19 protein-coding genes are annotated in these 23,860 nt (G+C 69.7%); 10 read left to right on the top strand and 9 right to left on the bottom strand.

What is annotated here, in order from left to right:
• Nucleotides 1-52: 52 nt before the first annotated feature.
• Both ACFQ6X_RS19430 and ACFQ6X_RS19425 read left to right on the top strand, forming a co-directional pair.
• The gene (locus ACFQ6X_RS19430) at nt 53-820 is read left to right on the top strand and encodes an NUDIX hydrolase (protein ID WP_383182997.1); all 768 of its coding nucleotides are present in this window, start codon (nt 53-55) and stop codon (nt 818-820) included.
• Nucleotides 821-911: 91 nt separating this feature from the next.
• The gene (locus ACFQ6X_RS19425) at nt 912-2,117 is read left to right on the top strand and encodes a MarP family serine protease (protein WP_383182995.1); all 1,206 of its coding nucleotides are present in this window, start codon (nt 912-914) and stop codon (nt 2,115-2,117) included.
• A gap of 109 nt (nt 2,118-2,226) precedes the next feature.
• Here the strand turns inward: ACFQ6X_RS19425 and ACFQ6X_RS19420 are convergent, their stop codons facing one another.
• The 6 genes from ACFQ6X_RS19420 to ACFQ6X_RS19395 form a co-directional block, all read right to left on the bottom strand.
• Nucleotides 2,227-2,430, bottom strand: a complete 204-nt coding sequence (locus ACFQ6X_RS19420) for a hypothetical protein (protein ID WP_383182993.1) — start codon at nt 2,428-2,430, stop codon at nt 2,227-2,229.
• Nucleotides 2,431-2,535: 105 nt separating this feature from the next.
• The gene (locus ACFQ6X_RS19415; protein WP_383182991.1) at nt 2,536-3,522 is read right to left on the bottom strand and encodes an alpha/beta fold hydrolase; all 987 of its coding nucleotides are present in this window, start codon (nt 3,520-3,522) and stop codon (nt 2,536-2,538) included.
• On the bottom strand, nt 3,519-4,049 hold the full coding sequence (locus tag ACFQ6X_RS19410; RefSeq protein WP_383182989.1) for a phage holin family protein: 531 nt from the start codon (nt 4,047-4,049) through the stop codon (nt 3,519-3,521). The genes ACFQ6X_RS19415 and ACFQ6X_RS19410 overlap by 4 nt, the downstream gene beginning before the upstream one ends.
• Before the next feature lie 39 nt (nt 4,050-4,088).
• Entirely contained in the window at nt 4,089-5,528 is a 1,440-nt protein-coding gene (nhaA, locus tag ACFQ6X_RS19405; RefSeq protein WP_383182987.1) for a Na+/H+ antiporter NhaA, read from the bottom strand.
• A 242-nt stretch (nt 5,529-5,770) separates the two neighbouring features.
• Nucleotides 5,771-7,738, bottom strand: coding sequence for an acetate--CoA ligase (acs, locus tag ACFQ6X_RS19400; protein ID WP_383182985.1), 1,968 nt, complete (start codon nt 7,736-7,738; stop codon nt 5,771-5,773).
• A gap of 186 nt (nt 7,739-7,924) precedes the next feature.
• Complete coding sequence (locus ACFQ6X_RS19395; protein WP_383182983.1) at nt 7,925-10,516, bottom strand: SulP family inorganic anion transporter; 2,592 nt, start codon at nt 10,514-10,516, stop codon at nt 7,925-7,927.
• Between the two features lie 284 nt (nt 10,517-10,800).
• Between ACFQ6X_RS19395 and ACFQ6X_RS19390 the strand changes: the two genes are divergently transcribed.
• A complete protein-coding gene (locus tag ACFQ6X_RS19390; protein WP_383183022.1) occupies nt 10,801-12,126 on the top strand; it encodes a hypothetical protein in 1,326 nt (441 codons plus the stop codon).
• Nucleotides 12,127-12,303: 177 nt separating this feature from the next.
• On the opposite strand, the gene ACFQ6X_RS19385 is transcribed toward ACFQ6X_RS19390, so the two are convergent.
• Nucleotides 12,304-13,299: an ATP-binding protein gene (locus ACFQ6X_RS19385; RefSeq protein WP_383182981.1), complete on the bottom strand. Its 996-nt coding sequence runs from the start codon at nt 13,297-13,299 to the stop codon at nt 12,304-12,306.
• Nucleotides 13,300-13,402: 103 nt separating this feature from the next.
• Between ACFQ6X_RS19385 and ACFQ6X_RS19380 the strand changes: the two genes are divergently transcribed.
• Nucleotides 13,403-14,227, top strand: a complete 825-nt coding sequence (locus ACFQ6X_RS19380) for an oxidoreductase (RefSeq protein WP_329209649.1) — start codon at nt 13,403-13,405, stop codon at nt 14,225-14,227.
• A gap of 424 nt (nt 14,228-14,651) precedes the next feature.
• On the opposite strand, the gene ACFQ6X_RS19375 is transcribed toward ACFQ6X_RS19380, so the two are convergent.
• Nucleotides 14,652-15,491 (bottom strand): HAD family hydrolase, encoded by an 840-nt coding sequence (locus tag ACFQ6X_RS19375; protein ID WP_383182978.1) that lies wholly within the window; start codon nt 15,489-15,491, stop codon nt 14,652-14,654.
• A 501-nt stretch (nt 15,492-15,992) separates the two neighbouring features.
• Between ACFQ6X_RS19375 and ssd the strand changes: the two genes are divergently transcribed.
• The 6 genes from ssd to ACFQ6X_RS19345 all read left to right on the top strand — a co-directional run bounded on the left by ssd (nt 15,993) and on the right by ACFQ6X_RS19345 (nt 21,073).
• Nucleotides 15,993-17,132: a septum site-determining protein Ssd gene (ssd, locus tag ACFQ6X_RS19370; protein WP_383182976.1), complete on the top strand. Its 1,140-nt coding sequence runs from the start codon at nt 15,993-15,995 to the stop codon at nt 17,130-17,132.
• On the top strand, nt 17,129-18,277 hold the full coding sequence (locus ACFQ6X_RS19365) for a TadA family conjugal transfer-associated ATPase (RefSeq protein ID WP_383182974.1): 1,149 nt from the start codon (nt 17,129-17,131) through the stop codon (nt 18,275-18,277). The genes ssd and ACFQ6X_RS19365 overlap by 4 nt, the downstream gene beginning before the upstream one ends.
• Nucleotides 18,278-18,300: 23 nt before the next feature.
• Nucleotides 18,301-19,146, top strand: coding sequence for a type II secretion system F family protein (locus tag ACFQ6X_RS19360; RefSeq protein ID WP_383183020.1), 846 nt, complete (start codon nt 18,301-18,303; stop codon nt 19,144-19,146).
• Nucleotides 19,143-19,949: a type II secretion system F family protein gene (locus ACFQ6X_RS19355; protein ID WP_383182972.1), complete on the top strand. Its 807-nt coding sequence runs from the start codon at nt 19,143-19,145 to the stop codon at nt 19,947-19,949. The genes ACFQ6X_RS19360 and ACFQ6X_RS19355 overlap by 4 nt, the downstream gene beginning before the upstream one ends.
• 292 nt (nt 19,950-20,241) lie before the next feature.
• A complete protein-coding gene (locus ACFQ6X_RS19350) occupies nt 20,242-20,601 on the top strand; it encodes a TadE family type IV pilus minor pilin (protein ID WP_383182970.1) in 360 nt (119 codons plus the stop codon).
• A gap of 127 nt (nt 20,602-20,728) precedes the next feature.
• Nucleotides 20,729-21,073, top strand: coding sequence for an Rv3654c family TadE-like protein (locus tag ACFQ6X_RS19345; protein WP_383182968.1), 345 nt, complete (start codon nt 20,729-20,731; stop codon nt 21,071-21,073).
• Nucleotides 21,074-21,364: 291 nt separating this feature from the next.
• Here ACFQ6X_RS19345 and ACFQ6X_RS19340 read toward each other — a convergent pair whose 3' ends face one another.
• Nucleotides 21,365-23,857, bottom strand: coding sequence for a DEAD/DEAH box helicase (locus ACFQ6X_RS19340; protein ID WP_383182966.1), 2,493 nt, complete (start codon nt 23,855-23,857; stop codon nt 21,365-21,367).
• Nucleotides 23,858-23,860: the final 3 nt, after the last annotated feature.

Here is a 23,860-nt window from a genome sequence, read left to right as displayed (position 1 = left end):
CGCACGCGGAACGAAATGGCCGACGACAGGCGTTGCAACGACGGGGGTGCCCATGACGCACGCACAGAGCACACGGGCCGCACGGAACGCGGCCACGACACAGGCGGCCACGACGCGGACGGACGCGTCGCAGACAGGTGCGCCCCACGACAGCGCGGTCACCGTCACCATCGAAGGGCTGCCCGGCTGGCTCGACCCCGTCGCGAGCGCGGCGCGGAGCGTCCAGGCACAGCAGCTCAGCCGGTTCCTGCCGCCCGAGAGCGGAGCCGGCCGCCAGTCGGCCGTCCTGATCCTCTTCGGGGAGGGAGAGCGCGGCCCCGAGCTGCTCCTGATGGAGCGCTCCGGATCCCTGCGCTCCCATGCCGGCCAGCCGTCCTTCCCCGGGGGCTCCCTCGACCCGGAGGACGGCGACCAGGCGACCACAGGCCCGCTCAGGGCGGCGCTGCGGGAGGCCGAGGAGGAGACAGGCCTCGATCCGAGCGGTGTCCAGATCTTCGGTGTCCTGCCCCGCCTCTACATCCCGGTGAGCAGCTTCGTGGTCACGCCCGTCCTCGGCTGGTGGCGGACGCCGAGCCCCGTCGGCGTGGTCGACCCGGCAGAGACCGCCCGCGTCTTCACCGTCCCCGTGGCGGATCTCACGGATCCGGCCAACAGGGCCACGGCCGTCCACCCGAGCGGCCACCGAGGTCCGGCATTTCTGGTCGAATCCGCCCTGGTCTGGGGATTCACCGCCGGTGTGATCGACCGGATTCTGCACTACGCAGGGTGGGAACGCCGCTGGGACAGGGCCAAGCAGGTGCCGCTCGACTGGCGCGCATGACAGGCTGACTCCCGTGCTGCGCTGTTCCGGGCCTGGCCCGGACCCCGTCGAACCGGACGGGCCAGGTGACGAATCTGCGAGGCTATAGACGGTGAATGTGCTGGACATCCTGCTGCTGGTCGGCGCCGTGTGGTTCGCGGTCATCGGATACCGCCAGGGTTTCGTCGTCGGCATTCTGTCCGTGATCGGCTTTCTGGGCGGCGGTCTCGTCGCCGTCTACCTGCTGCCGGTCATCTGGGACCAGGTGACCGACGGGTCGGAAGTCTCTTCCACAGCTGCCATCGTCGCGGTCGTGATCGTGATCGTGTGCGCCTCCGTCGGGCAGGCGTTCACCACCCACCTCGGCAACAAACTCCGCCGGTACATCACGTGGTCGCCCGCGCGCGCCCTGGATGCCACGGGCGGCTCTTTGGTCAACGTGGTGGCCATGCTGCTGGTCGCCTGGCTGATCGGCTCCGCGCTCGCGGGCACGTCGCTGCCGACCCTGGGCAAGGAGGTCCGTAGTTCCTCGGTCCTGCTCGGAGTCTCCCGGGTGATGCCCGACGAGGCCTCCACCTGGTTCACGGACTTCTCCTCGGTCCTGGCCCAGAACGGCTTCCCGCAGGTCTTCAGTCCCTTCGCCAATGAGCCGATCACCGAGGTCAAGCCTCCGGACCCGGCGCTTGCGGGCAGCCCCGTCGCCGCCCGCGCCAAGAAGTCCATCGTCAAGGTCGTCGGCACGGCGCCGGGCTGCGGCAAGGTCCTGGAGGGCACCGGCTTCGTCTTCTCGAACCGCCGCGTGATGACCAACGCCCATGTGGTCGGAGGCGTGGACGAGCCGACCGTGCAGATCGGCGGCGAAGGCCGGCTGTACGACGCGAAGGTCGTTCTCTACGACTGGCAGCGCGACATCGCCGTACTGGACGTCCCGGACCTCGACGCGCAGCCGCTGCGGTTCACCGACACCCGGAGCGACGCGGAGAGCGGCGACGGCGCCATCGTCGCCGGTTTCCCGGAGAACGGCGCCTACGACGTACGCTCCGCCCGTATCCGGGGCCGCATCGACGCCGACGGCCCGGACATCTACCACCGGGGCACCGTGCGGCGCGATGTGTACTCCCTGTTCGCGACCGTTCGTCAGGGCAACTCCGGCGGCCCGCTGCTCACTCCGGACGGCAAGGTCTACGGAGTGGTGTTCGCCAAGTCGCTCGACGACCCGGACACGGGCTACGCCCTGACGGCCGACGAGATCCGCGAGGACATCGAGCTCGGCAAGGCGGCCAACCAGCAGGTCGACAGTCAGGGCTGCGCGCTCTGACCGGGAAGTGACGCGACACCCGGCGCGTCCGCGAGGCAGGTGCGCCGGGTACGTCGTCAGCCACAGTCCGCCCTGCGTCTACGCCCTGGTGTCCCGGACGACCGCTGTGTCATCCACGGGGATGCCGCAGCCGCGCCGAGACCCAGCGGGCACGGCGATGCAGAATGCGCGGAATGCCCAGCCGGAGATCATGGAAATCACTCACATCATGCACCCGGCTCCGAGAGCCGCCCCCCTCATGAGTGCTCGGACCAGCAGGAGCGGTCGAGCGGCGGTTGCGTGCTGCGTCACTGAAGTCGCGCGTCCAGCCCATACCCCGACGTCTGCCCGTGACCCAAGGTCGGTAATCGCGTGGGAGTCAGCCAATTGGCTTATGCGGCAGGCAATTGGCTGTTCGTCGGACACCTGTGCCTGTCGGCTACCGGTCGGGCTCGGGATCCTTGAGCCAGTTGATGAGTTCGGTCGAGAACGCGACCGGATCCTCCTCGTGGGGGAAGTGCCCCAGACCGTCGAAAAGTCGCCAACGGTACGGCGCTTCGACGTACTCCCCGGATCCCGCCGAACTACGTGTACGGATCGCCGGATCGAGTGAACCGTGCAGGTGCAGCGTCGGTACGCGCACCGGTCGCTTCATCCGCCGGTTGAACTGGACACCGTCCGGACGGGCCAGCGAACGCACCATCCAGCGGTACGGCTCGATCGAGCAGTGAGCCGTCGAAGGGATGCACATGGCGCGGCGGTAGACGTCCACCGTCTTGTCGTCGGGGAAGTCCGAGGTACGCGGACCGGACCAGTCCCGGATCAGCCGTGCCACCAACGCCGCCTCGTCCGCGACGAGCTGACGCTCCGGCACCCACGGGCGCTGGAACCCCCAGACGTGCGAACCGGCCCTGGACTGTGCGAGGTCGGAGAGCATCGAGGACCGCCACCGTCGCGGGTGCGGCATCGACGACACCACGAGACGTCGTACGAGCTTGGGACGCATCACCGCGGCCGTCCAGGCGAGATAGCCGCCCATGTCATGTCCGACCAGCGCCGCGTCCGGCTCGCCGAGCGAGCGGATCACACCGGTGACGTCGAGCGCCAGATTGGCCGGGTCGTAGCCCCGGGGCGTTCGGTCGCTGCCGCCCACCCCGCGCAGGTCCATCGCGACCGCTCGGAAACCGGCATCGGCGAGCGCGGTCAGCTGATGGCGCCAGGTCCACCAGAACTGCGGGAAGCCGTGCAGCAGGAGTACGAGCGGTCCGTCGCCGAGCTCGGCGATGTGGAAGCGCGCACCGTTGGCCGCCACATCGCGGTGGGTCCAGGGACCGTCGAGACGTACGGGACCGCCGGAACCGGCAGCCGGTCCCAACGGTCCCACTGGGCCGTACGGGCCGGATGCGCTGAAATCTGGGTCGGTCATGTCGACGAGCGTGCCACAGCGGCCGCCTTGTCCTGGACCGGGCGGCTCTCGATGGCCCTGTCCGCGAGCGTGCTGCCCTGCGCCCGGCCGAGCGCACCTACGGGTTCGGCGGGACGGGGGTGCGGCTTGACGCCCTGCAGGACCGCCGCGGTCTGCTTGGCCGAAGCGATGGACTTCTCCGGCGGCTTGACCTTCTTGAACTTGGCCAGGCCGAAGAGGGCGAGAAGGATCCCCAGCAGGATGAACGCGCCACCCACGATCAGGAACGACCAGGCCAGCCCCAGCCCCAGATTGTGGATCCCGTAGGCCGCCGCGAAGCTGAGCACGGGGATCGCGAACAGGATCAGCACGCCCGTGACGATGAAAGCCACGCTGCCGATCACGCCGCGCTTGACGTCCTGGCGTACCTCGGCCTTGGCCAGGGCGATCTCGTCGTGCACCAGCGCGGACATCTCAGCCGTCGCAGAAGCGAACAGCTGTCCGAGACTACGGTCGGCGCTGCCCGCGTAGTTGCCGGGGTCGCTCATCCCTGACTCCCTCTCCTCTTCAGTACATCCGATGTCAGATCATGCCGGACTGTCCGGCTTGCTGCTCGCTGCCCCCGCCTGTTCGGCAAGGCGGCGGTGCTCGGCAGCCTTCCTCTCGTGGATCGCGGCCATCCGCAGGTGGTACTCCGGATCGTCCTGCTCGTAGATGTCGGGCACTCCCGATTCGTCCTCGTCGCGCTCCTCCGCCTCGTACAGGGCCCTGTATCTGCGTACCCGGACTTTCAGCAGTACACCGGAGAGTACGGCGGCAATGAGGGAACCGAGCAGGACCGCGGCCTTGACCTCGTTGATCATGTCCTCGTCGCCCGCGAAGGCGAGCTCCCCGATGAGCAGCGAAACGGTGAAGCCGATACCGGCGAGCGCCGCGAGGGCCAGCACATCCGCCCAGGCCAGGTCCTTGTTCAGCTCCGCCTTGGTGAAGCGGGCGACGAGCCAGGTGCCGCCGAAGATGCCGATCGTCTTGCCGACGACCAGGCCGAGGACCACGCCGAGCGTTTCGGGCCGGGTGAAAACGCCTGCGAGGGCATCGCCCTTGAGGATGACGCCGGCCGAGAAGAGTGCGAACACCGGCACCGCGAACCCGGCGGAAAGGGGGCGCACCAGGTGCTCGATGTGTTCGCCGGGGGATTGCGACTCGCCTTCGCGCTTGGTGCAACGGAGCATGAGGCCCATCGCGACACCGGCGATCGTGGCGTGGACGCCGCTGTTGTACATCAGCCCCCAGATCACCAGGGCGAGCGGCAGGTAGACGTACCAGCCCCGGACTTCCATGCGCAGGAGGACGTAGAAGACGGCCAGACCGGCGAAGGCCCCTGCGAGGGCGAGGAAGTTGATGCTCTCGGTGAAGAAGATCGCGATGATCAGGATCGCGAACAGGTCGTCGACCACGGCGAGCGTCAGCAGGAACGCGCGCAGCGCCGCCGGGAGTGAGGTGCCGATGACCGCGAGAACCGCCAGCGCGAACGCGATGTCGGTGGCCGTGGGTACCGCCCAGCCGGCTGTAGAGCCTCTCCCGAACACGGCGGCCAGGGTGTAGATGACGGCGGGAACGGCCATGCCGCACAGCGCGGCGGCCACGGGCAGGGCCGCGGCCCGGGGGTCGCGCAGTTCGCCCGCGACCAGTTCGCGCTTGAGTTCGACGCCTGCGACGAAGAAGAAGATCGCGAGGAGTCCGTCGGCCGCCCAGTGGGACACGGAGAGATCGAGCCCCAGCGATTCGGGGCCGAAGTGGAAGTCGCTGACGGCTGCGTAGCTGGACCCGAGGGTGTTCGCCCAGATCAGCGCGGTGACGGCGGCGACCAGCAGGATGACGCCGCCGACCGTCTCGGCACGCAGCGCCTCGGCGACGTAGTTCCGCTCGGGCAGGGAGAGGCGGCCGAGCAGCGCACGGCGGGGGGACGGGGGTACAGGCGCGGCCACGAGGGAAGACCTCCGGGTCGGGTACGGCAGCGATGGCATGGCAGATGCACGTGCCGACCAGACTTCCCGGCGCCCCTGTGAAGATTTGATATGAGGTTGTCGACCTGTTCCCTTGGCGAAGAGGTCGCCGTCGTCACTGTACCCGGGGCGCCGATGGACGTATCCAGTGCTCGTCGCCCATCGACGTCCATCGAAGCTCATCTTCGCCCCCGGACGCGCGAAGGGGCACCCGGCGCGTTGCCGGATGCCCCTCGGAGCCGTACGGAAGGAACTGGTTCGGCTCAGTCCTCCGCGGACGCCGACGGCAGCTGCGTCTGGATGAGGTCCATCACCGAGGAGTCGGTGAGTGTGGTGACGTCGCCCAGTTCGCGGTTCTCGGCGACGTCGCGGAGCAGGCGTCGCATGATCTTGCCGGAGCGGGTCTTGGGCAGTTCGGCGACCGGCAGGACCCGCTTGGGCTTGGCGATCGGGCCGAGGGTGGTGCCGACGTGGTTGCGCAGCTCGGCGACGAGTTCTTCGGAAGCGGTGGCCGTGCCGCGCAGGATGACGAACGCGACGATGGCCTGACCGGTCGTCTCGTCGTTGGCGCCGACCACGGCCGCCTCGGCGACCGAGGGGTGCGACACGAGAGCCGACTCGACCTCGGTGGTCGAGATGTTGTGCCCGGACACGAGCATCACGTCGTCGACCCGGCCGAGCAGCCAGATGTCTCCGTCGTCGTCCTTCTTGGCACCGTCGCCGGCGAAGTACTTGCCCTCGAAGCGTGACCAGTAGGTGTCGATGAAGCGCTGGTCGTCGCCCCAGATGGTGCGGAGCATCGACGGCCAGGGCTCGGTGAGGACGAGGTAGCCGCCCCCGCCGTCCGGTACCTCGCGGGCCTCGTCGTCGACGACGGTGGCCGAGATGCCGGGCAGCGCGCGCTGGGCGGAGCCGGGCTTGGTCGCCGTGACTCCGGGGAGCGGCGAGATCATCATCGCGCCGGTCTCCGTCTGCCACCAGGTGTCCACGATCGGACAGGCGTCGGCGCCGATGTGCTTGCGGTACCACATCCATGCCTCGGGGTTGATCGGCTCACCGACCGAACCCAGGACACGCAGCGACGACAGGTCGAACTTGGCGGGGATGTCGTCTCCCCACTTCATGAAGGTACGGATCGCGGTCGGCGCGGTGTAGAGGATCGTGACGCCGTACTTCTGGACGATCTCCCAGAAGCGCCCCTGGTGGGGGGTGTCGGGCGTGCCCTCGTACATGACCTGGGTCGCGCCGTTGGCGAGCGGGCCGTAGACGATGTACGAGTGTCCGGTGACCCAGCCGATGTCGGCGGTGCACCAGTACACGTCCGTCTCGGGCTTGAGGTCGAAGACCGCGTGGTGCGTGTACGCGGCCTGCGTGAGGTATCCGCCCGAGGTGTGCAGGATGCCCTTGGGCTTACCGGTCGTGCCCGAGGTGTAGAGGATGAAGAGCGGGTGCTCCGCCTCGAAGGCCTCGGGGGTGTGCTCGGTGGACTGCCGGCCGGTGATCTCGTGCCACCAGACGTCCCGGCCCTCGGTCCAGGCGGTGTCCTGCCCGGTGCGGCGGACCACGAGGACGTGCTCGACGCTGTCGAAGCGGGAGACGGCGTCGTCCACGGCGGGCTTGAGCGCGGTCGGCTTCCCGCGGCGGTAGCCGCCGTCGGCGGTGATGACGACCTTGGCGTCCGCGTCCTGGATGCGGGCGGCGATGGCGTCGGCGGAGAAGCCTCCGAAGACGACCGAGTGGGCGGCGCCGATGCGGGCGCAGGCCAGCATCGCGACGGCTGCCTCGGGGATCATCGGCAGATAGACGGCGACCCGGTCGCCCTTGCCGACACCGAGCTCGGTGAGCGCGTTGGCGGCGCGGGAGACCTCGTCCTTCAGTTCCGCGTAGGTGATCGCACGGCTGTCTCCGGGCTCGCCCTCGAAGTGGATGGCGACCCGGTCGCCGTTTCCTGCTTCGACGTGGCGGTCCACGCAGTTGTACGCGACGTTGAGCTTGCCGTCCGCGAACCACTTCGCGAAGGGCGGGTTGCTCCAGTCGAGCGTCTCGGTCGGCTCAGTGGCCCAGGTCAGGCGGCGGGCCTGCTCGGCCCAGAAGCCCAGCCGGTCCGCATCGGCCTGCTCGTACGCCTCCACTGTCACGTTGGCGTTCGCGGCCAGATCGGCAGGCGGTTCGAACCGCCGCTCCTCCTTGAGCAGATTGGCCAGGCTTTCGTTGCTCACGACATCTCCCATTCCCAGGGTGTCCGTTGTGTCCCGGAGGACAGCTCATCAGGCCGCAGGCCAGGTGACAAGTGTCTGCCGCGAATTGGTTTAGACCTGTGTCTCGTGTATGGGGGCACGCACCCCGCTTCCACAAGTGGCTTTTGCGCACTGTGGAAGCGGGACCACAAGGTCTCACGGACCTGGGACACATGCGGTTCAGGCGTCGACCGCTGTGCCGGGTACTGCGTGGGCAGCTCGAACAGGGGGACCGCAGGGTTGAGGGCTGGCCTCAGGGGCGAGTTCAGCCGTGAGCTCGGGGCCGGGGCCCCGGCTGGGGTCCCAACTGGGCTCCGTGCCGGGCTCAGGGCCGGGTGCGACCCGGGCGAAGACCTCGTCCGGGCCGGTACCGGAGCTCTCTCCCTCGGTCAGCAGGTACGCCTGCGCCTCGCCGACGTGGAAGTACATGCCGTGGAGCTGCAAGGTGCCCGCGGCGAGCCGCCGTGCGACCGACTCATGGGCCCGCAGATGATCCAACTGCTGGACCACGTTGGTCAGACAGAGCTGCTCCACCGCATCGGTGGGCATCCGGCCGGAGATACGTGCCCAGGTGTGGTGGCGGGACTTCATGCGCTCCAGGCTCGGCAGACCGTGCCGCAGCCAACGCCACAGGGGGGTTCTGGGAGCATCCGGTGCGCCCCCCAGCAGGGCCTGCATGGCGCCGCATCCGGAGTGACCGCAGATCGTGATCGACTCGACCTTCAGCACATCGACCGCGTACTCGATCGCGGCAGCCACGGAGTCGTCGCTGCTCTCCTCGCCCTCGGTGTCCGGCAGCGGAACAAGATTGCCGACGTTCCTCACGGTGAAGAGGTCCCCCGGGCCGCTTGAGGTGATCATGCTTGTCACCAGGCGGGAATCGGCGCAGGTGAGGAACAGCTGGGAGGGCCGCTGGCCCTCGGCGGCCAGCCGGGCCAGCTCTTCGCGAACCAACGGGGCCGTGGTGCGCTGAAAGGAGCTCAGGCCCCTGAGCAGCCAGTGCGCACCGCGCCGGTCGCCTGCGGCGGCAGTCGAGGCGGGGGTCGCCGCGGAGGCCGTCGTCGGGGAGGCCGACGCCGTGGAGGCCGCGCTCTCGATGGCGTGCTCGGACCGGTCGTGGCAGTGGTGGTTGCGCCACGGGGTCCATGGTCGGCAGCAGGAATGGGCCGCCGACGCAGGCTCCCCGATCCGGCCCCCGGAACGCCCTGTGAAGACGATCCGGCCGCCCAGGGCGATCTGGCTGGTACGCCACTCCTGGATCGTCTCGTACGCCGCATGGTCTATGAAGAAGCCGTCCAACTCGACGATCGCGTCAGCCCCTTGGGGGAGCCGCCCGAGCGTCCGGCTGAGCCTGGGAACAGCCAGGAAGGTCAGCTGCCCCCGGACGGTGACCACATATCTGCCCTCCTGCTCCGCCACCGTGATCCTGGTGCGGGCCAGCCGGTGCAGCGCGATGACCACGGCCACCGCGATTCCGATCGCCACACCCTTGAGGACGCCGGCCAGGATCACCCCGGTGATCGTGGCTCCGTACACCGGGAATTCGCGGTGCTTATGGACGTTGCGGATGTGAGCGAAGCTGACCATCTGGATGCCGACCACCATCACCAGGGCGGCGAGCGCAGCCAGCGGGATCCACTCGAGAGCTGCGACCAGCAGCAGGGCGGCGAGCAGGACCCAGAAGCCGTGCAGCACCGTGGCGGATCGGCCTGTCGCCCCCGCGCGTACATTCGCCGAACTGCGCACCGCGCCCCCGGACACGGGGAGACCTCCGAACATTCCCGCCAGCGCGTTGGCGATGCCCTGGGCGCGCAGCTCGCGGTCGAGATCGGAGCGTTTTACGGGTGTGGCCGGTGTCGTGCCGTCCTTGGGCGGGGCGGCTGCCCGGTCGGCTGCCAGTTTGTCCACCGCAACCGCGGAGAGCAGAGATTCCAGGCTGGCAACCAGCATGACCGTGAGTACTGCGGTGGCCAGGGCGGCAGCAGGCCCTTGCGGCAGTTCGGGCAGTGCGTGCGAGCGCCAGGACGGCAGATCGACCCGGGCGATTCCGGGTGTGGCCACGGCGGCCACGGCCGTCGCGATCGCCACGGCGGCGAGTGCTGCCGGAATCCTGCCCACCATGAGCCCGAGGCGTCCAGGCAGTCGTGGCCACAGGACGAGCAGGGCGATGGTCAGTCCGCCGATGAAAGGTGCGGCCGGGCTGAGCTGTGTCAACTGGGCAGGAAGTGAAAGGGCGTTGTCGAGGACGGAACTCTGCGGTGTGCTGCCGAGCACGATGTGCAGCTGGGCGAGCGCGATGGCCACGCCGATGCCGGCGAGAGTGCCGTGGACGATGGCAGGACTGACAGCCAGTGCACTGCGGGCGGCTCTCAACGAGCCGAGCAGGATCTGCAGGAGCCCCGCGCCGATGGTGATCGCGCAGGTGGTTCGCCAGCCGTAGATCTGGATCAGCTCGGCTGTGACCACGGTCAGTCCGGCGGACGGGCCGCTGACCTGGAGGGGAGCGCCGCCGAGCAGTCCGGCGACGATGCCGCCGATGGCCGCTGAGACCAGTCCGGCCTCGAGCGGGGCATCCATGGCGACGGCGAGGCCGAGCGACATGGGGACGGCGATGAGAAAGACAGTGATCGATGCGGACAGATTGGCGCCCGAGATGCGGAAACGACGGCCTCGGGGCGGTGGGGGGCTGTGCGGTCGCTTGATCCCCGAGGCTCGGGGCGGGCGCGAACTGCGGGACGTGTGGTCGTTGCGGGTAGGGACGCAGGCAGACATGTTCCCGTCTCCTCCGGGGCAGCGCGGTCGCGGAAAGTGATGACGCGGCCGTGGGTCACGGCGTGCAGCGGCGGGATTTCTCAACTCTCAGTAAACGGATCGTAATGGAGAGTAAAGAACTGTGTCCACGTTTTCGATCACATAGCCCATTGAGTCACTCATTCAAGTGAATAAGCAGCTTTTCATCCGGCTTGTCGTACTGATTCACCCGGAACTGCGTGCGACGTTGACGGCGCCGTGTGGCACTTCAACGCACGACTTCTGCAAGGAAGAGGGTGGACGGAATGATGGCCGCCACGAAGAGGATCGCCCTGGGCGCCGTAACCACTGCACTGATTGCCGGCCTGGCGGGCTGCTCGGGTACGGGAGCAGGTGGTGCCGGTTCCGGCACCGGGAAGAAGTCAGCCGCCGACGCGGGGGAGCACTCCCCGGCGGCAGCGCCCAAGGGCGCGGTCAAAGTCATCGGTGACGGCTCGACGGCCTACACCGGAGCTCAGCCGAAACTCCCCGTGGCGAAGCGCCTGAAGGCAGGCCAGAAGCCACCGCAGTTCGTGGTGTTCTCCTGGGACGGTGCGGGGGAGGACAGCCAGAAGCTCTTCTCGCACTTCCGCAGTGTCGCGAAGAAGTACGACGCGACGATGACGTACTTCCTCAGCGGTGTGTATCTGCTGCCGGAGGAGAAGAAGGCCCTCTACAACCCGCCGCAGCACTCGGCCGGCCGCTCCGACATCGGCTTCAACGACACGGAGGGCATCCGCGACACGCTGGACGAACTCCGTGCCGCCTGGCTCGACGGCAACGAGATCGGCACCCACTTCAACGGACACTTCTGCGGTCCGGACGGTGGTGTGGGCACCTGGTCCGTCGAGGAGTGGAAGAGCGAGATCAGCCAGGCGAAGTCCTTCGTGAAGAACTGGAAGACCAACGCCCCGCTGCTCAAGACCGAAGCGCCGTTGCCCTTCGACTACGACAAGGAACTTGTCGGCGCGCGCACGCCCTGCCTCGAAGGGCAGAAGAACATGGTCGCAGCGGCTCGGACGATGGGATTCCGCTATGACTCGAGCGGCATCGGCAACCAGGTCTGGCCCGCGAAGAAGGACGGCGTCTGGGACCTCCCCCTCCAGCTCGTCCCGGTTCCCGGCCGCGCCTTCGAGACCCTCTCGATGGACTACAACTTCATGTTCAACCAGTCCGGCACGACGCAGGGGGACCCGAACCAGCACGCGTACTGGGGCAACCAGATGCGGGACGGTCTGCTTCAGGCCTTCGCTCGCTCGTACAACGGCAACCGGGCACCACTGATCATCGGCAACCACTTCGAGTCCTGGAACGGCGGCACCTACATGCGTGCCATCGAGGAGACGATCAAGACCGTCTGCACCCAGCAGGACGTGCGGTGTGTCTCCTTCCGTCAGCTTGCCGACTGGCTGGATGCACAGGACCCGGCGACGCTGTCCAAGCTCGGAACGTTGCAGGTCGGTCAGGAGCCCAAGCAGGGCTGGACGTCCTTCCTCGGAGGGACCGCTCCGAGGAAGCCCGCCGGCAGCCCCGTACCGGCCGGGCCTGACGGCCGGTCGGCAGGCCCGGGCGCCGACAGGAGCGCGGAGTAGGGCCTCTCGTCCGGAGCATGCCCGGCCGGTCGACCGAGCCGTCGGCGGGCCGTTGGCCGCCGACCGGTCTCGGGCCCGCCGACGGTCAGGGGTTCGTCGGCCGGTCAGTGGTTCGCCGGTCAGCGGTCCGCCGGTGGGCAGTCTGGCTGGGTGAGGGTCAGGCCGGCTGGGTGAGGGTCAGGCCGGCTGGGCGGCGCCCACGTCCGTGAAGCGTTCCTTCAGTACAAAGGCGGGGTCGACCTGGGCAGCCAGGTCGGCACCCGTCTTCTCGTTGCCCCAGCTCTCCGCGTTCTTCAGGTGGAAGTGCACCATCTGGCGCGTGTACCGCTCCCAGTCGCGCTGTTCGTACGAGTCCTCCGCGGCGTTCTGCAGCGCCTGCAGAGCCATCCGGTTGTCGGCCTCCAGCAGATCGAACGGGGCCGGCCTGCCTTTCTCCATGGTCCGCACCCAGTTGGACTGGCCGATGCCGACCAACAGGTCGTCGCCGACCTCCGCGCGCAGGAATTCGAGATCGTCCTCGCCCTGCACCTTGTTGCCGACGACCTTCAGGGCGACGCCGAAGTCCCGTGCGTACTCCTTGTACTGGCGGTAGACCGAGACCCCCTTCCGGGTCGGCTCGGCCACCAGGAACGTCATGTCGAAGCGCGTGAACATCCCGGACGCGAACGAGTCCGATCCCGCCGTCATATCGACCACTACGTATTCGTCCGGACCGTCGACCAGATGGTTGAGGCACAGCTCGACCGCTCCGACCTTGGAGTGGTAGCAAGCCACGCCGAGGTCGGACTCGGTGAACGGGCCGGTGGCCATCAGCCGGATGTCCCCGTCGTCGAGCCTGACCGTCCGTGCGCAGGCTTCGTAGACAGGGTTGTCCTCGCGTACCCGCAGCAGCCGTGAGCCCTCGCCCGGGGGCGTCGTCTTGATCATCGTCTCCGCTGACGCGATGCGGGGGTTGCTGCCGCGCAGGTAGTCCTTGATGAGGGGCAGCTGTGCCCCCATGGCGGGCAGCGCGGCGGCTTCCGCCTCGTCCAGGCCGAGAGCGGCCCCGAGATGCTGGTTGATGTCGGCGTCCACCGCGACGATGTGAGCTTCATTGGCAGCGAGGTGGCGGATGAAGAGCGAGGACAGCGTGGTCTTTCCGCTGCCGCCCTTCCCCACGAAAGCGATCTTCATGTTCACCTAGGGTAGCGGTGTTGTCGCTCCCTGCTGTCAAAGTTCGTGAAGAAGGCCACTCCGGGGAGGGATCCGTGCGGGGGGGCGCGTAGCCTCCCTACTTATGAGTACGACTGCCTCAGACCCGCTCGCTGCCCTGGGCGCCCTGCCGGGCGTCGCCGATGCGGTGGACTCCGTACGCAAGGCCGTGGACAGGGTGTACGGCCACCGTGTCATGCGGCGCCGCAGCAATGAGGTCACCGCCGAGGCGGCCTTGCGTGGTGCGCGTGGTTCGGCGGCGCTCTCGGGCGCCGACTGGAATCTGGAGGAGGTGCGCCGGCGTACCGACTTCAGTGGCGAGGACGAGGCGCGCACGATCGGGGCGGCTCTGAGGCTGACCGCAGAAGCGGGGCAGTTGCTCTCCATCTGGCGGCAGTCACCCCTGCGGGTCCTGGCGCGGCTGCATCTGGTGGCGGCCGGCGGGGCAACTCCTGACGACGCTGTCGGGCGCCCGCGGTTGTCGGGTGAGCCGGTGGACGAGCCGCTCATCGAGGCGCCTGTCCCGGACGCCGATGAAGTCGCCGGGCGTCTGGAGGGGCTGTCCCAGCTGATCATCGCCGGAAGTGAGGCGCCTGCGCTGGTGACGGCCTCGATCGTGCACGGTGAACTGCTGGCGCTGCGTCCCTTCGGCTCGCACAACGGCTTGGTGGCCCGGACCGCTGAACGGATCGTGCTGATCGGGAGCGGACTCGACCCGAAGTCGATCTGCCCTGCCGAAGTCGGCCATGCGGAGCAGGGGCGAGCGGCGTACGTCGCGGGCTTCGAGGGGTATCTCTCCGGGAAGCCGGAGGGAATGGCTGCCTGGATCGCGCACTGTGGACGCTCGGTGGAGCTCGGCACCAGGGAGTCGACGGCGGTGTGCGAAGCACTGCAGCGAGGTGCCGCGTAGGGCGCCGGTGGACCGGCGGACGCACTCGGTGCGGTGACCGGAAAGGGTTGCGGCGGTACCGGTTCCGGTACCGCCGCTGGCATGTCCGCCCAGTTACCAAGCGTCCTCGATGTATGCCCATCAGGTCGGGTACTTTGCCCGTCACCTGGTGCGGCTGGCCCGTAATCGACGGGTCGACGTCGCGTGGGTGCTCGGCTTTCATGCGCGGTCCGTGGGGCCAACTCTGCGTTCGAAGGTCATCCTCTCGGATGTCCTTGGTCTCGCGGGCCGTTGAGTCCTTTGTACTCCAGGACCGGGAGTAGCGGAAGCCCTGGCTGCACTTCTTTACTTTTAGGTTCAAATAAGGGTGAGTCGGACACTGTTCGGTGGTGACTACTGAGCCATCGTGCGGCCCCGGCAGGGGCCCGGGTCGGGGCGGCCGCCGTCAGGTGCTGAGTGAGGCGGCGCGGCGGCGGTTGGTGTACCAGACCAGTCCCGCTGTGAGGGCGGCTGCTCCGACCGCTGCGGCGGCAACGAGCGCAGGGCGCGGCGGCATCGAGAAAGCGGGCAGCCGTTGCTTGAGGCGGACCGGTCGGTCGAAGACGAGAATCGGCCATTCCCGGAGGGCGGCCTCGCGCCTCAGTGCCCGGTCTGGGTTGACCGCGTGCGGGTGGCCGACGGACTCCAGCATCGGTACGTCGGTGGCGGAGTCGCTGTAGGCGTAGCAGCGCGAAAGGTCGTATCCCTCCGATGCGGCGAGTTCCTTGATGGCCTCGGCCTTCGTCGGTCCATAGGCGTAGTACTCGACCTCGCCGGTGAAGCAGCCGTCGTCGCCGACGACCATCCGGGTCGCGACGACGCGGTCGGCGCCGAGCAGCTCGCCGATCGGCTCGACGACTTCGGCGCCCGAGGTCGACACGATGACCACGTCCCGTCCGGCGGTGTGGTGTTCCTCGATGAGGGTTGCCGCCTCGTCGTAGATGATCGGGTCGATCAGATCGTGAAGGGTCTCGGCAACGATCTCCTTGACCTGCTGGACGTTCCATCCCTTGCAGAGCGCTGAGAGATATTCGCGCATCCGCTCCATCTGGTCGTGATCGGCGCCCCCGGCGAGGAACACGAACTGTGCGTACGCGGTGCGCAGTACGGCACGGCGGTTGATCAGTCCGCCTTGGTAGAAGGACTTGCTGAAGGTCAGCGTCGATGACTTCGCAATGACCGTCTTGTCCAGGTCAAAGAAGGCTGCTGTGCGCGGCGAGAAGCAGTTTTCCACAAAGGTGAGCATAGGGGCCCACCATTCGGCGTAAAATCCGGCGGGTGGGTTTGCCTGAGAAGGCTCTCGGGTACACCATGGAAGTCACGGATCGTTCGCGACCGTGCTAACCCGGTCCGGCTCCTCCCCCCCCCGAGTCGGCCGTGGGGACGACCCCCGCTCTCCCCCCCGGCGGGGGTCGTCGCATGTCCGGACGCGTTTTCACCGCCCGGAATCGAGCCTTCCCCTCCCTTCGTGCCTGTGTGGCCCGGACTCTGTCGCGGGCTCACTCGAGCATGCCTCGTCACGCTGTGTAGCGGAAGGGCTGCGCTCCGAAAGTCCCCGGTATGAGCTACCGAGATATTCACAATGCCGAAGTTGTCCACAGTTTTCGAGCAAGATCCACATGTTTTTCCGAGGCGCTGCATGTTGATTCCACCCGCGAAGTCCGTGGGTTCCGGAATCGCGCTTCTCGGATCGGTCCGAGATCGCCGCGAACCGTACTGAAGGGGCAGTGAGAAGGGGGCGGAGATCGTGGCTGGATCCCTCGCACAAGTAGGTCTGCCGATCGACGAAGAGCGGCGGGGCGGACCGTTGATCGTGACTGAGGACGTGGAGTTGCTGGACGATCTGCTGAGACTGTGCGCGGCTGCCGGGGCGGTGCCGGAAGTTCATCAGGGCCCCCTCGGACGGAGGGGCGGCTGGGAACAGGCCCCGATGGTTCTGGTGGGTGATGACGCGGTCCTTCGGTGTCGCGGGGCCTCCCGCAGGCGAGGGGTGATGCTCGTCGGGCGGGACCAGGACGACCCGGGTGTGTGGCGCCGGGCGGTGGAGATCGGGGCCGAATATGTGCTGCGGCTTCCTGATTCCGAGGGCTGGCTCGTCGATCAGATCGCCAATGCGGCCGAAGGCGTGGGCCGTCCCGCGCTCACTGTCGGAGTGATGGGGGGACGGGGAGGCTCCGGCGCATCCACGCTGGCCTGTGCGCTCGCGGTGACCGCAGCCAGGTCGGGCAGGCGAACGATGCTGATCGACGGGGATCCCATGGGCGGAGGCATCGACGTACTGCTCGGGGGAGAAGGAAACGACGGAATGCGGTGGCCGGATTTCGCCCGTTCCAAAGGCAGGCTCGGCAGCGGCGCACTTGAGGAGTCCTTGCCCGCGCTGCACGGCCTGCGCGTGCTCAGTTGGGGGCGGGACGACGAGGTGGTCATCCCGCCGCAGGCCATGCATGCGGTGCTCGCGGCCGCACGCCGGCTCGGCGGGGTGGTCGTCGTGGACCTGCCGCGCAGAGTCGACGAAAGTGTCGCCGAGGCGCTTGCGCAGTTGGACCTCGGGCTTCTGGTGGTGCCTGGAGAGCTCAGGGCGGTTGCGGCAGCCAAACGCGTCGCGTCTGCGGCCGGAATGGTGCTTGAGGATCTGCGGGTCGTCGCGCGGGGCCCCTATGCGGCAGGGCTCGACGAGCAGTGGGTGGCGCACGCGCTGGGCCTCCCACTCGTCGGAGATCTGCCCCGGGAAACCGGGCTGTCGGCGTCCCAGGACGGTGGCAGGCCACCGGGGTCCGATCCCCGCGGTCCACTGGCCCGGTTCTGTACGGCGTTCTGGGATCTGGCGGACGCCCCGGGCAGCGGGGGCGGCCTTGTCGCAGGGCATTCCGGGGGAGGCGTGTCATGACGGAAGCTCTGCTCGACGCGGTTCGCCAACGCCTCGCCCGCAGCGGCGAGGCGCCGACCCCGGCAGGGGTGGCGGCCGCCCTCAGGGCACAGGGCCGCCTGCTCGGCGATGCGGAAGTGCTGGGTGCAGCAGAGGAGTTGCGTGGCGAGCTGGTCGGTACGGGCGTGCTGGAAAGGCTGCTGGCAGATCCGGCGGTGACCGACGTACTGGTGTCCGCGCCGGACCGGGTGTGGGTGGATCGGGGAGGCGGACTCGAGCTGACCGGAGTCACGTTCCCGGATGCGGCAGCCGTCCGGAGACTGGCGCAGAGGCTCGCCGCAGTGGCCGGGCGCCGACTGGATGACGCCCGGCCGTGGGTGGACGCGAGGCTGCCCGACGGGACCCGGATGCATGCGGTGCTGCCGCCGGTTTCCGTCGGCTCGACATGCCTGTCACTGCGGGTGGTTCGGCCCCGGGCCTTCGCTCTGGCGGAACTTGTCGGGGCCGGCACGGTCCCGCCCGGCGGTGACCGGTTCCTGAGAGCGCTGGTCGAGGCGAGGGTCTCGTACTTGATCAGCGGAGGAACCGGTGCGGGCAAGACGACCTTGCTGTCGAGCCTGCTGGGCGCGGTCGGGGAGCGGGAACGCATCGTGCTCGCCGAGGACTCGGCGGAACTGCGTCCGGATCACCCACACGTGGTGCGCCTTGAGTCGCGCCCCGCCAATCAGGAAGGGGCGGGGCGGGTGACGCTTCGGGACCTGGTTCGCCAGGCGTTGCGCATGCGCCCCGACCGGCTGGTGGTGGGAGAGGTGCGAGGCGCCGAGGTGACGGAGTTGCTGGCCGCGCTGAACACCGGACACGAAGGCGGATGCGGCACGGTGCACGCCAACGCCGCGGAGCACGTTCCGGCCCGATTGGAGGCCCTGGGAACTGCTGCGGGGCTCGACCGGGCAGCGCTGCACAGCCAGTTGGCCGCCGCGCTGTCCGTGGTGCTCCATCTTGCCCGGGACCGTGCGGGGCAGCGGAAGCTCGCCGAAGTGCACGTGTTGGAGCGGGATCCGGCGGGGCTGGTGGTCACGGTGCCCGCTCTGCGCTGGGGCGCTGACGGATTCGTCCGGGACCGCGGGTGGGAGCAGCTGGGGTCGCTGGTCGGGGGTGCGCCGTGACAGTCGCCGGCCCGGGTTCCCTGATGCAGGTGCTGGCACTGGTGATGGCGGTCTGCGCCGGCCTGGCAGGCGGGTTGACGGTGTTGCGGGACCCGGGCGTGCGGCGGGCGCGGGCGTTCTTCGGAGCGGGAGGGGCGCGGCGGCAAGGGCCGGGGGCCGTGTGGACCATGGTCCGGACGCACCTCGACACGCGACGGGAATGGCTGTGTGCCCCTGTCGCGGTGTTTCTCGCGGTGCTTGGCGAGTCGGTGCTGCCCCTGCTCGCGGGGGTCGTGGCGGTGCCTCTGGTGCGGCGATGGCTGCGGCGGCGGGCGTTGCGGGGCGAGCGGGAGCGGGCGGCCGAAGCGGTGGCGGCGCTCTGCGGGGCTGTGGTGGGTGAGCTGCGGGCAGGGCGCGAGCCAGGGCAGGCGTTGCTTGCCGCCGGGCGGAACGCGGGGGCTCTGGGCACGGCCGAGGCCGCGGTGCTGGCGGCCGCGCGGTTCGGCGGCGATGTGCCTGGCGCATTGCGGCAGGCGTCGGCCGGACCGGGGCTGGACGGGCTCGCGGGGGTGGCGGCCTGCTGGCAGGTGGCGGTCGACGGCGGGGCCGGCCTCGCCTCCGGTCTGGACCGCCTGGAAGGGGCACTGAGGGCCGAGCGGCGTCGACGGGAGGAGTTACGGGCGCAGTTGGCGGGCGCGTGGTCCACGGTCGTGGTGCTGGCCTTGCTGCCGGTGGTGGGTCTGGGCCTGGGGGCGGCGCTCGGTGCGGACCCGCTGAGGGTGCTGCTGCACAGCCCTGGGGGCCTGGTCTGTCTGGTGACGGGCGGCCTGCTGGAAGCGGCGGGGCTGTTCTGGGCGGGGCGGATCGTCCGGGCCGGGGAGGCCCCGTGAACGGGCTGCCCGAAGAGGTGCAACCGCTCGGTGTGGCCGGAGCAGTTCTGGGTGCGGCTGTGTACGTGGCGCTGGCTCTAGCCGGACGGCGGCAGGAGCGGGCAATACGCGGACGGGGCGCGCTGTTGCTGGCCGTCCGTTCCGGAAGTCCGCGGCGGGTGTGGCGGTTCCGGGGGGTGAAGGACAGGGGCCGTGCCCAGCGGTGGGCGGTGCTCCTGGGCGTATGGGCGACCGGCTGGATCCTCGTGGGTGGGCCGGCCGGCTGGGGGACTGGTCTGGCTGCGGCGTACGGGATGTGGCGGTGGCAGCGATCCGGGCAGAGTCGGGAGGCCGGTGCGCGGGAGGCCGCAGAGGCCACGGTGGTGACCCGGCAATTGCCCCTGGCCGCAGATTTGTTGGCGGCCTGCATCTCGGCGGGTGCCGGGCCTCAGGAGGCGGCCGAGGCTGTTGGGCAATCCATGGGCGGTCCGGTCGGCGACCGGCTGGCCCGTACGGCGGCTGAGATCCGGCTGGGTGGCGAAACAGCCGATGCGTGGGGGCGGTTCGGAGAAATACCGGGCGCCGGTGCACTGGCCCGCTGTCTGGAACGGGCCGGGGCAACGGGGGCTCCGGCAGCGGAATCGGTCTCACGGCTGGCCGACGAGATGCGCGCCGAGCGCGCGAGTGCCGCCGTGGCACGTGCCCAGCGTGCGGGCGTGCTGATCACCGCGCCCGTCGGGCTCTGCTTCCTGCCCGCCTTTCTGGCGGTGGGGGTGGCGCCGGTGGTGATCGGGCTTGCGACGGGCCTGTTGCACGGCAACTGACAGATGTTGCAGGTGCCCGCTTCGGGCGCCTGCCCCGAACCACATTCGAAGATCAACGGGGGTCGAGATGGGCAAGAAGGTCATGGGACGAGTACTGAGCGCGGTGCGCCGCGTGTGGGTCGAGAGGTTCGTCCGGTCCGGGCGGCAGGACCGACCCAGGGACCGGGACCTGGACCGAGGCCGGAATCAAGGCCGGGGCCGGAATCTAAGCCGGGGCCGGAACCAGGACCGGGGCCGGAACCAGGACCGGGGCCGGAACCAGGACCGGAGTCGGAATCGGGATCGGGGCGCGGTGACGGCGGAGGCCGCCATGGCCATCCCCGTGCTGGTGGCGTTCGCCCTGGCCCTGGTGTGGGCGCTGGTTGCGGCGGCGGACCAGATCCGCTGTGTGGACGCCGCACGGGCCGGGGCGCGTGCGGCTGCACGTTCGGAGCCGGAGGCGGAGGTGCTCTCCGCGGCGCGGGAGGCGGCGCCGGGCAGGGCACGCGTCGCTGTGCGGAGGGCCGGGGAGCTGTGGCGGGTCCGGGTGGAGGCCCCGACCCCAGGACCGGGGCCGCTTGCCCTGACGTTGAGCGCAGAGGCGGTTGCGTCGGCCGAGGACACGGTGGGAGCCGAGCCGGTGGGAGCCGAGCGGGTGGGAGCGGAGTCGTGAAAGGGGCCAAGTCGTGAATGAGGCCGGGTCGTGAAAGGGGCGGCGGAGTGAGGGGGGTCGGGAAGTGATCGGGCCGGGGAAGCGGGCCACGACGGGGGACCAGGGGCTGGCGACGGTGTGGGTGGCCATGACGACAGCGACGCTGTGCGCCGTGTTCGCGGTGGTGCTTGCCCTGGGGCAGGCCGTGGGTGCCCGCCACAAGGCGGCCGGTGCGGCGGACCTGGCAGCCCTCGCTGCGGCGGACAGCGCGCTGCGTGGCGCATCGGAGGCGTGCGGGGCGGCGAGGCGTGTGGCGGGCGCCCAGGGGGCGGAGGTGGTGCGGTGCGCGATCCAGGGCGAGATCGCCGATGTGACGGCCCGCGCGCGCTTCGGTCCCTATGCGCCCCAGGTCAGGTCCCGAGCCGGGCCACCGGCGACCGGGCCGTCCAGCCCGCCGCCGCAGTCCGCCACGCCATCGCTATCACCGCCATAGGCCGGCCGGGCAGGCGCTCAGCCCCGCCGCTGCGCCACGCCGACGAGGCCGGGGTAATGAAACCGGCTGGGACTGCGTCACCGGCCGAGTTCTGCGGCGCGGCTCGGCCCGCCGCACCGGTCGGGGACAGCCGCACCGGCCAGGCTCCCGCCGCACCGGCCAGGCTCCCGCCGCACCGCGGGACACCGCCACCGGCCCAGGACACTGACCCCGGCCCAGCCCTGCGGACCTGTTCTGCAGGGTGCCAGCGGCTCAGCCCCGCGCCACCGGCCCGGACAGCCGTACGGGTGTCTAGCCTTCTGCCGGTTTCGTTGCGGGACGGTCCTCTCCAGGGTCCGGGGGCGCGGTTCTGAGGAGTTCGGTGAGCAGGCGAACGGCTCCCCGTTTGTGCAGCGGTTCGTTGCCGTTGCCGCACTTGGGGGACTGGATGCAGGAGGGGCAGCCCGCCTCGCACTCGCAGGAAGCGATGGCCTGACGGGTCGCCGTCAGCCATGTGCGGGCGGTGTGGAAGGCCCGCTCGGCGAATCCGGCGCCGCCCGGGTGGCCGTCGTACACGAAGACGGTCGGGAGCAGCGTGTCCGGGTGGAGCGGCACGGAGACACCGCCGATGTCCCAGCGGTCACAGGTGGCGAAGAGCGGCAGCATCCCGATCGAAGCGTGTTCGGCGGCGTGCAGGGCGCCACCGAGGATCTCGGGATTGATCCGGGCAGCATCGAGCTGATCCTCGGTGACCGTCCACCACACGGCACGGGTGCGCAGGGTGCGGGGCGGCAGATCGAGCTTCGTCTCGCCGAGAACCTCCCCTGTGATCACTCGGCGACGCAGGAAGGAGACGACCTGGTTGGTGACCTCCACCGAGCCGAAGCAGAGCCGCCCGTCGCCCCACGGGATCTCGGTGTCGGTCTCCAGCACGGCGATGGCGGTGGTGTCGCGGGCGGTGGTCGAGTACGGCGGGACGGCTTCCTCGACCAGGGCCACCGAGTCCTCCAGATCCAGTTTCCGGACCAGGTACGTGCGGCCCTGGTGGAGGTGGACGGCACCTTCGTGCACGGCAGTGTGCGCGGCCGATTCGTCGACGGTGCCCAGCAGCCGGCCGGTTCCTTCCTCGACGATCTGGACAGGGCGGCCGCCCCCGCCGCGGATGTCCGTGAGGTCGGCGGCCCGTTCGCGGCGGGTCCAGTGCCAGCCCGCCGCCCGTCTGCGCAGCAGCTTCGCCGCCTCCAGTTGCGGCAGCAGCTCGGGCACCGCGGGGCCGAAGAGGGCGATGTCGGCTTCGGTGAGCGGGAGCTCCGAGGCCGCGGCGCACAGGTGCGGGGCAAGGACGTACGGGTTGTCCGGGTCGAGGACCGTCGACTCCACAGGCTGCTGGAACAGTGCCTCGGGGTGATGGACGAGGAAGGTGTCCAGCGGGTCGTCCCGGGCGACGAGGATGGCCAGAGCGCCCTGGCCGGAGCGTCCGGCACGGCCGGCCTGTTGCCACAGGGACGCCCTGGTGCCCGGGTATCCGGCGATGACGACGGCATCCAGGCCCGAGACGTCGATGCCGAGCTCCAGGGCCGTGGTGGCGGCCAGTCCGAGCAGTTCCCCGGAGTGCAGGGCGCGCTCCAGGGCGCGGCGCTCCTCGGGCAGGTAGCCGCCGCGGTAGGCGGCGATCCGCTTCGGCAGGGAGCGGTCCACCTCGGCCAGGCGTTCCTTGGCGATGACGGAGATGAGCTCGGCGCCGCGCCGGGACCGTACGAAGGCAACCGAGCGAACTCCCTGGAGAGTCAGATCGGTCAGGATCTCGGCGGTCTCGGCCGTGGCGGTACGGCGCACCGGGGCCCCCTTCTCGCCGTGCAGCTCCGTCAGGGGCGGCTCCCAGAGGGCGAAGACCGTCTCGCCACGGGGCGAGGCGTCGTCGGCGACCTCCTTGACGGGCAGGCCCGTGAGGCGGCCCGCTGCGACCGAGGGCTGGGCCGCGGTGGCGGAGGCGAGGAGGAAGACCGGATCGGAGCCGTAGCGGGCGCACAGGCGGCGCAGACGGCGTAGTACCTGGGCGACGTGGGACCCGAACACGCCCCGGTAGGTGTGGCATTCGTCGATGACGACGAAGCGCAGGGCGCGCAGGAAGGAGGCCCAACGGGGGTGGGAGGGCAGTATTCCCCGGTGCAGCATGTCGGGGTTCGTCAGGACGTAGTTGGCGTACTGGCGCACCCATTCGCGTTCTTCGACCGGCGTGTCTCCGTCGTAGACGGCCGGGCGGACCGCGGTGCCGAGCGGTGCTGCGAGCGCCTTCACCGAGCGCCGCTGGTCGGCGGCGAGGGCCTTGGTGGGCGCGAGGTACAGGGCGGTGGTGCCTCGGCCGTTCGGGGCCTGTGAGCCGTCGAGGAGGGTGCTCAGGACGGGGGCGAGGTAGGCGAGGGACTTGCCGGACGCGGTTCCGGTGGCGATCACGACGGATTCGCCGTCGAGGGCGTACTCGGCGGCGGCGGCCTGGTGCGTCCACGGATGGTCGATTCCGGCCCGGGCAATTGCCGCGATCACTTCTGGCCGGATGCGATCCGGCCAGATGGCATGGGTTCCCGTGCGCGGGGGCAAGTGCTCCGTATGAGTGATGCGCGCAGCCCGGCCCGCCCCTGCGGCGAGCCGGTCGAGGACCATGTCCGGAGAGGGGCGGGAACCCCCGCTCTCGGGCGGTCGACTGGGGCGGTGATTCTTGGCCATCGGCATCGAGTGTGTCACTGGCGTGACGGACAATGGTCCCAAGGCGTCGTGCATGGCTGCTGGTAAGTGATTGAATGCCATCGC

The sequence above is a fragment of the Streptomyces sp. NPDC056452 genome (assembly GCF_042796085.1).
Lineage (GTDB): Bacteria > Actinomycetota > Actinomycetes > Streptomycetales > Streptomycetaceae > Streptomyces.
The sequence above is the reverse complement of the archived record's forward strand: the minus strand, read 5'-3'. Positions and strand labels throughout refer to the sequence as shown.

Excerpts from the sequence above, each read along its gene's own strand:
- ACFQ6X_RS19430 (WP_383182997.1), top strand. The coding sequence starts at position 53 with ATGACGCACGCACAGAGCACACGGGCCGCACGGAACGCGGCCACGACA.
- ACFQ6X_RS19420 (WP_383182993.1), bottom strand. The coding sequence starts at position 2,430 with ATGGGCTGGACGCGCGACTTCAGTGACGCAGCACGCAACCGCCGCTCG.
- ACFQ6X_RS19415 (WP_383182991.1), bottom strand. The coding sequence starts at position 3,522 with ATGACCGACCCAGATTTCAGCGCATCCGGCCCGTACGGCCCAGTGGGA.
- ACFQ6X_RS19410 (WP_383182989.1), bottom strand. The coding sequence starts at position 4,049 with ATGAGCGACCCCGGCAACTACGCGGGCAGCGCCGACCGTAGTCTCGGA.
- nhaA (WP_383182987.1), bottom strand. The coding sequence starts at position 5,528 with ATGCCATCGCTGCCGTACCCGACCCGGAGGTCTTCCCTCGTGGCCGCG.
- acs (WP_383182985.1), bottom strand. The coding sequence starts at position 7,738 with ATGGGAGATGTCGTGAGCAACGAAAGCCTGGCCAATCTGCTCAAGGAG.
- ACFQ6X_RS19395 (WP_383182983.1), bottom strand. The coding sequence starts at position 10,516 with ATGTCTGCCTGCGTCCCTACCCGCAACGACCACACGTCCCGCAGTTCG.
- ACFQ6X_RS19390 (WP_383183022.1), top strand. The coding sequence starts at position 10,801 with ATGATGGCCGCCACGAAGAGGATCGCCCTGGGCGCCGTAACCACTGCA.
- ACFQ6X_RS19385 (WP_383182981.1), bottom strand. The coding sequence starts at position 13,299 with ATGAAGATCGCTTTCGTGGGGAAGGGCGGCAGCGGAAAGACCACGCTG.
- ACFQ6X_RS19380 (WP_329209649.1), top strand. The coding sequence starts at position 13,403 with ATGAGTACGACTGCCTCAGACCCGCTCGCTGCCCTGGGCGCCCTGCCG.
- ACFQ6X_RS19375 (WP_383182978.1), bottom strand. The coding sequence starts at position 15,491 with ATGCTCACCTTTGTGGAAAACTGCTTCTCGCCGCGCACAGCAGCCTTC.
- ACFQ6X_RS19365 (WP_383182974.1), top strand. The coding sequence starts at position 17,129 with ATGACGGAAGCTCTGCTCGACGCGGTTCGCCAACGCCTCGCCCGCAGC.
- ACFQ6X_RS19360 (WP_383183020.1), top strand. The coding sequence starts at position 18,301 with ATGCAGGTGCTGGCACTGGTGATGGCGGTCTGCGCCGGCCTGGCAGGC.
- ACFQ6X_RS19345 (WP_383182968.1), top strand. The coding sequence starts at position 20,729 with ATGACGACAGCGACGCTGTGCGCCGTGTTCGCGGTGGTGCTTGCCCTG.
- ACFQ6X_RS19340 (WP_383182966.1), bottom strand. The coding sequence starts at position 23,857 with ATGGCATTCAATCACTTACCAGCAGCCATGCACGACGCCTTGGGACCA.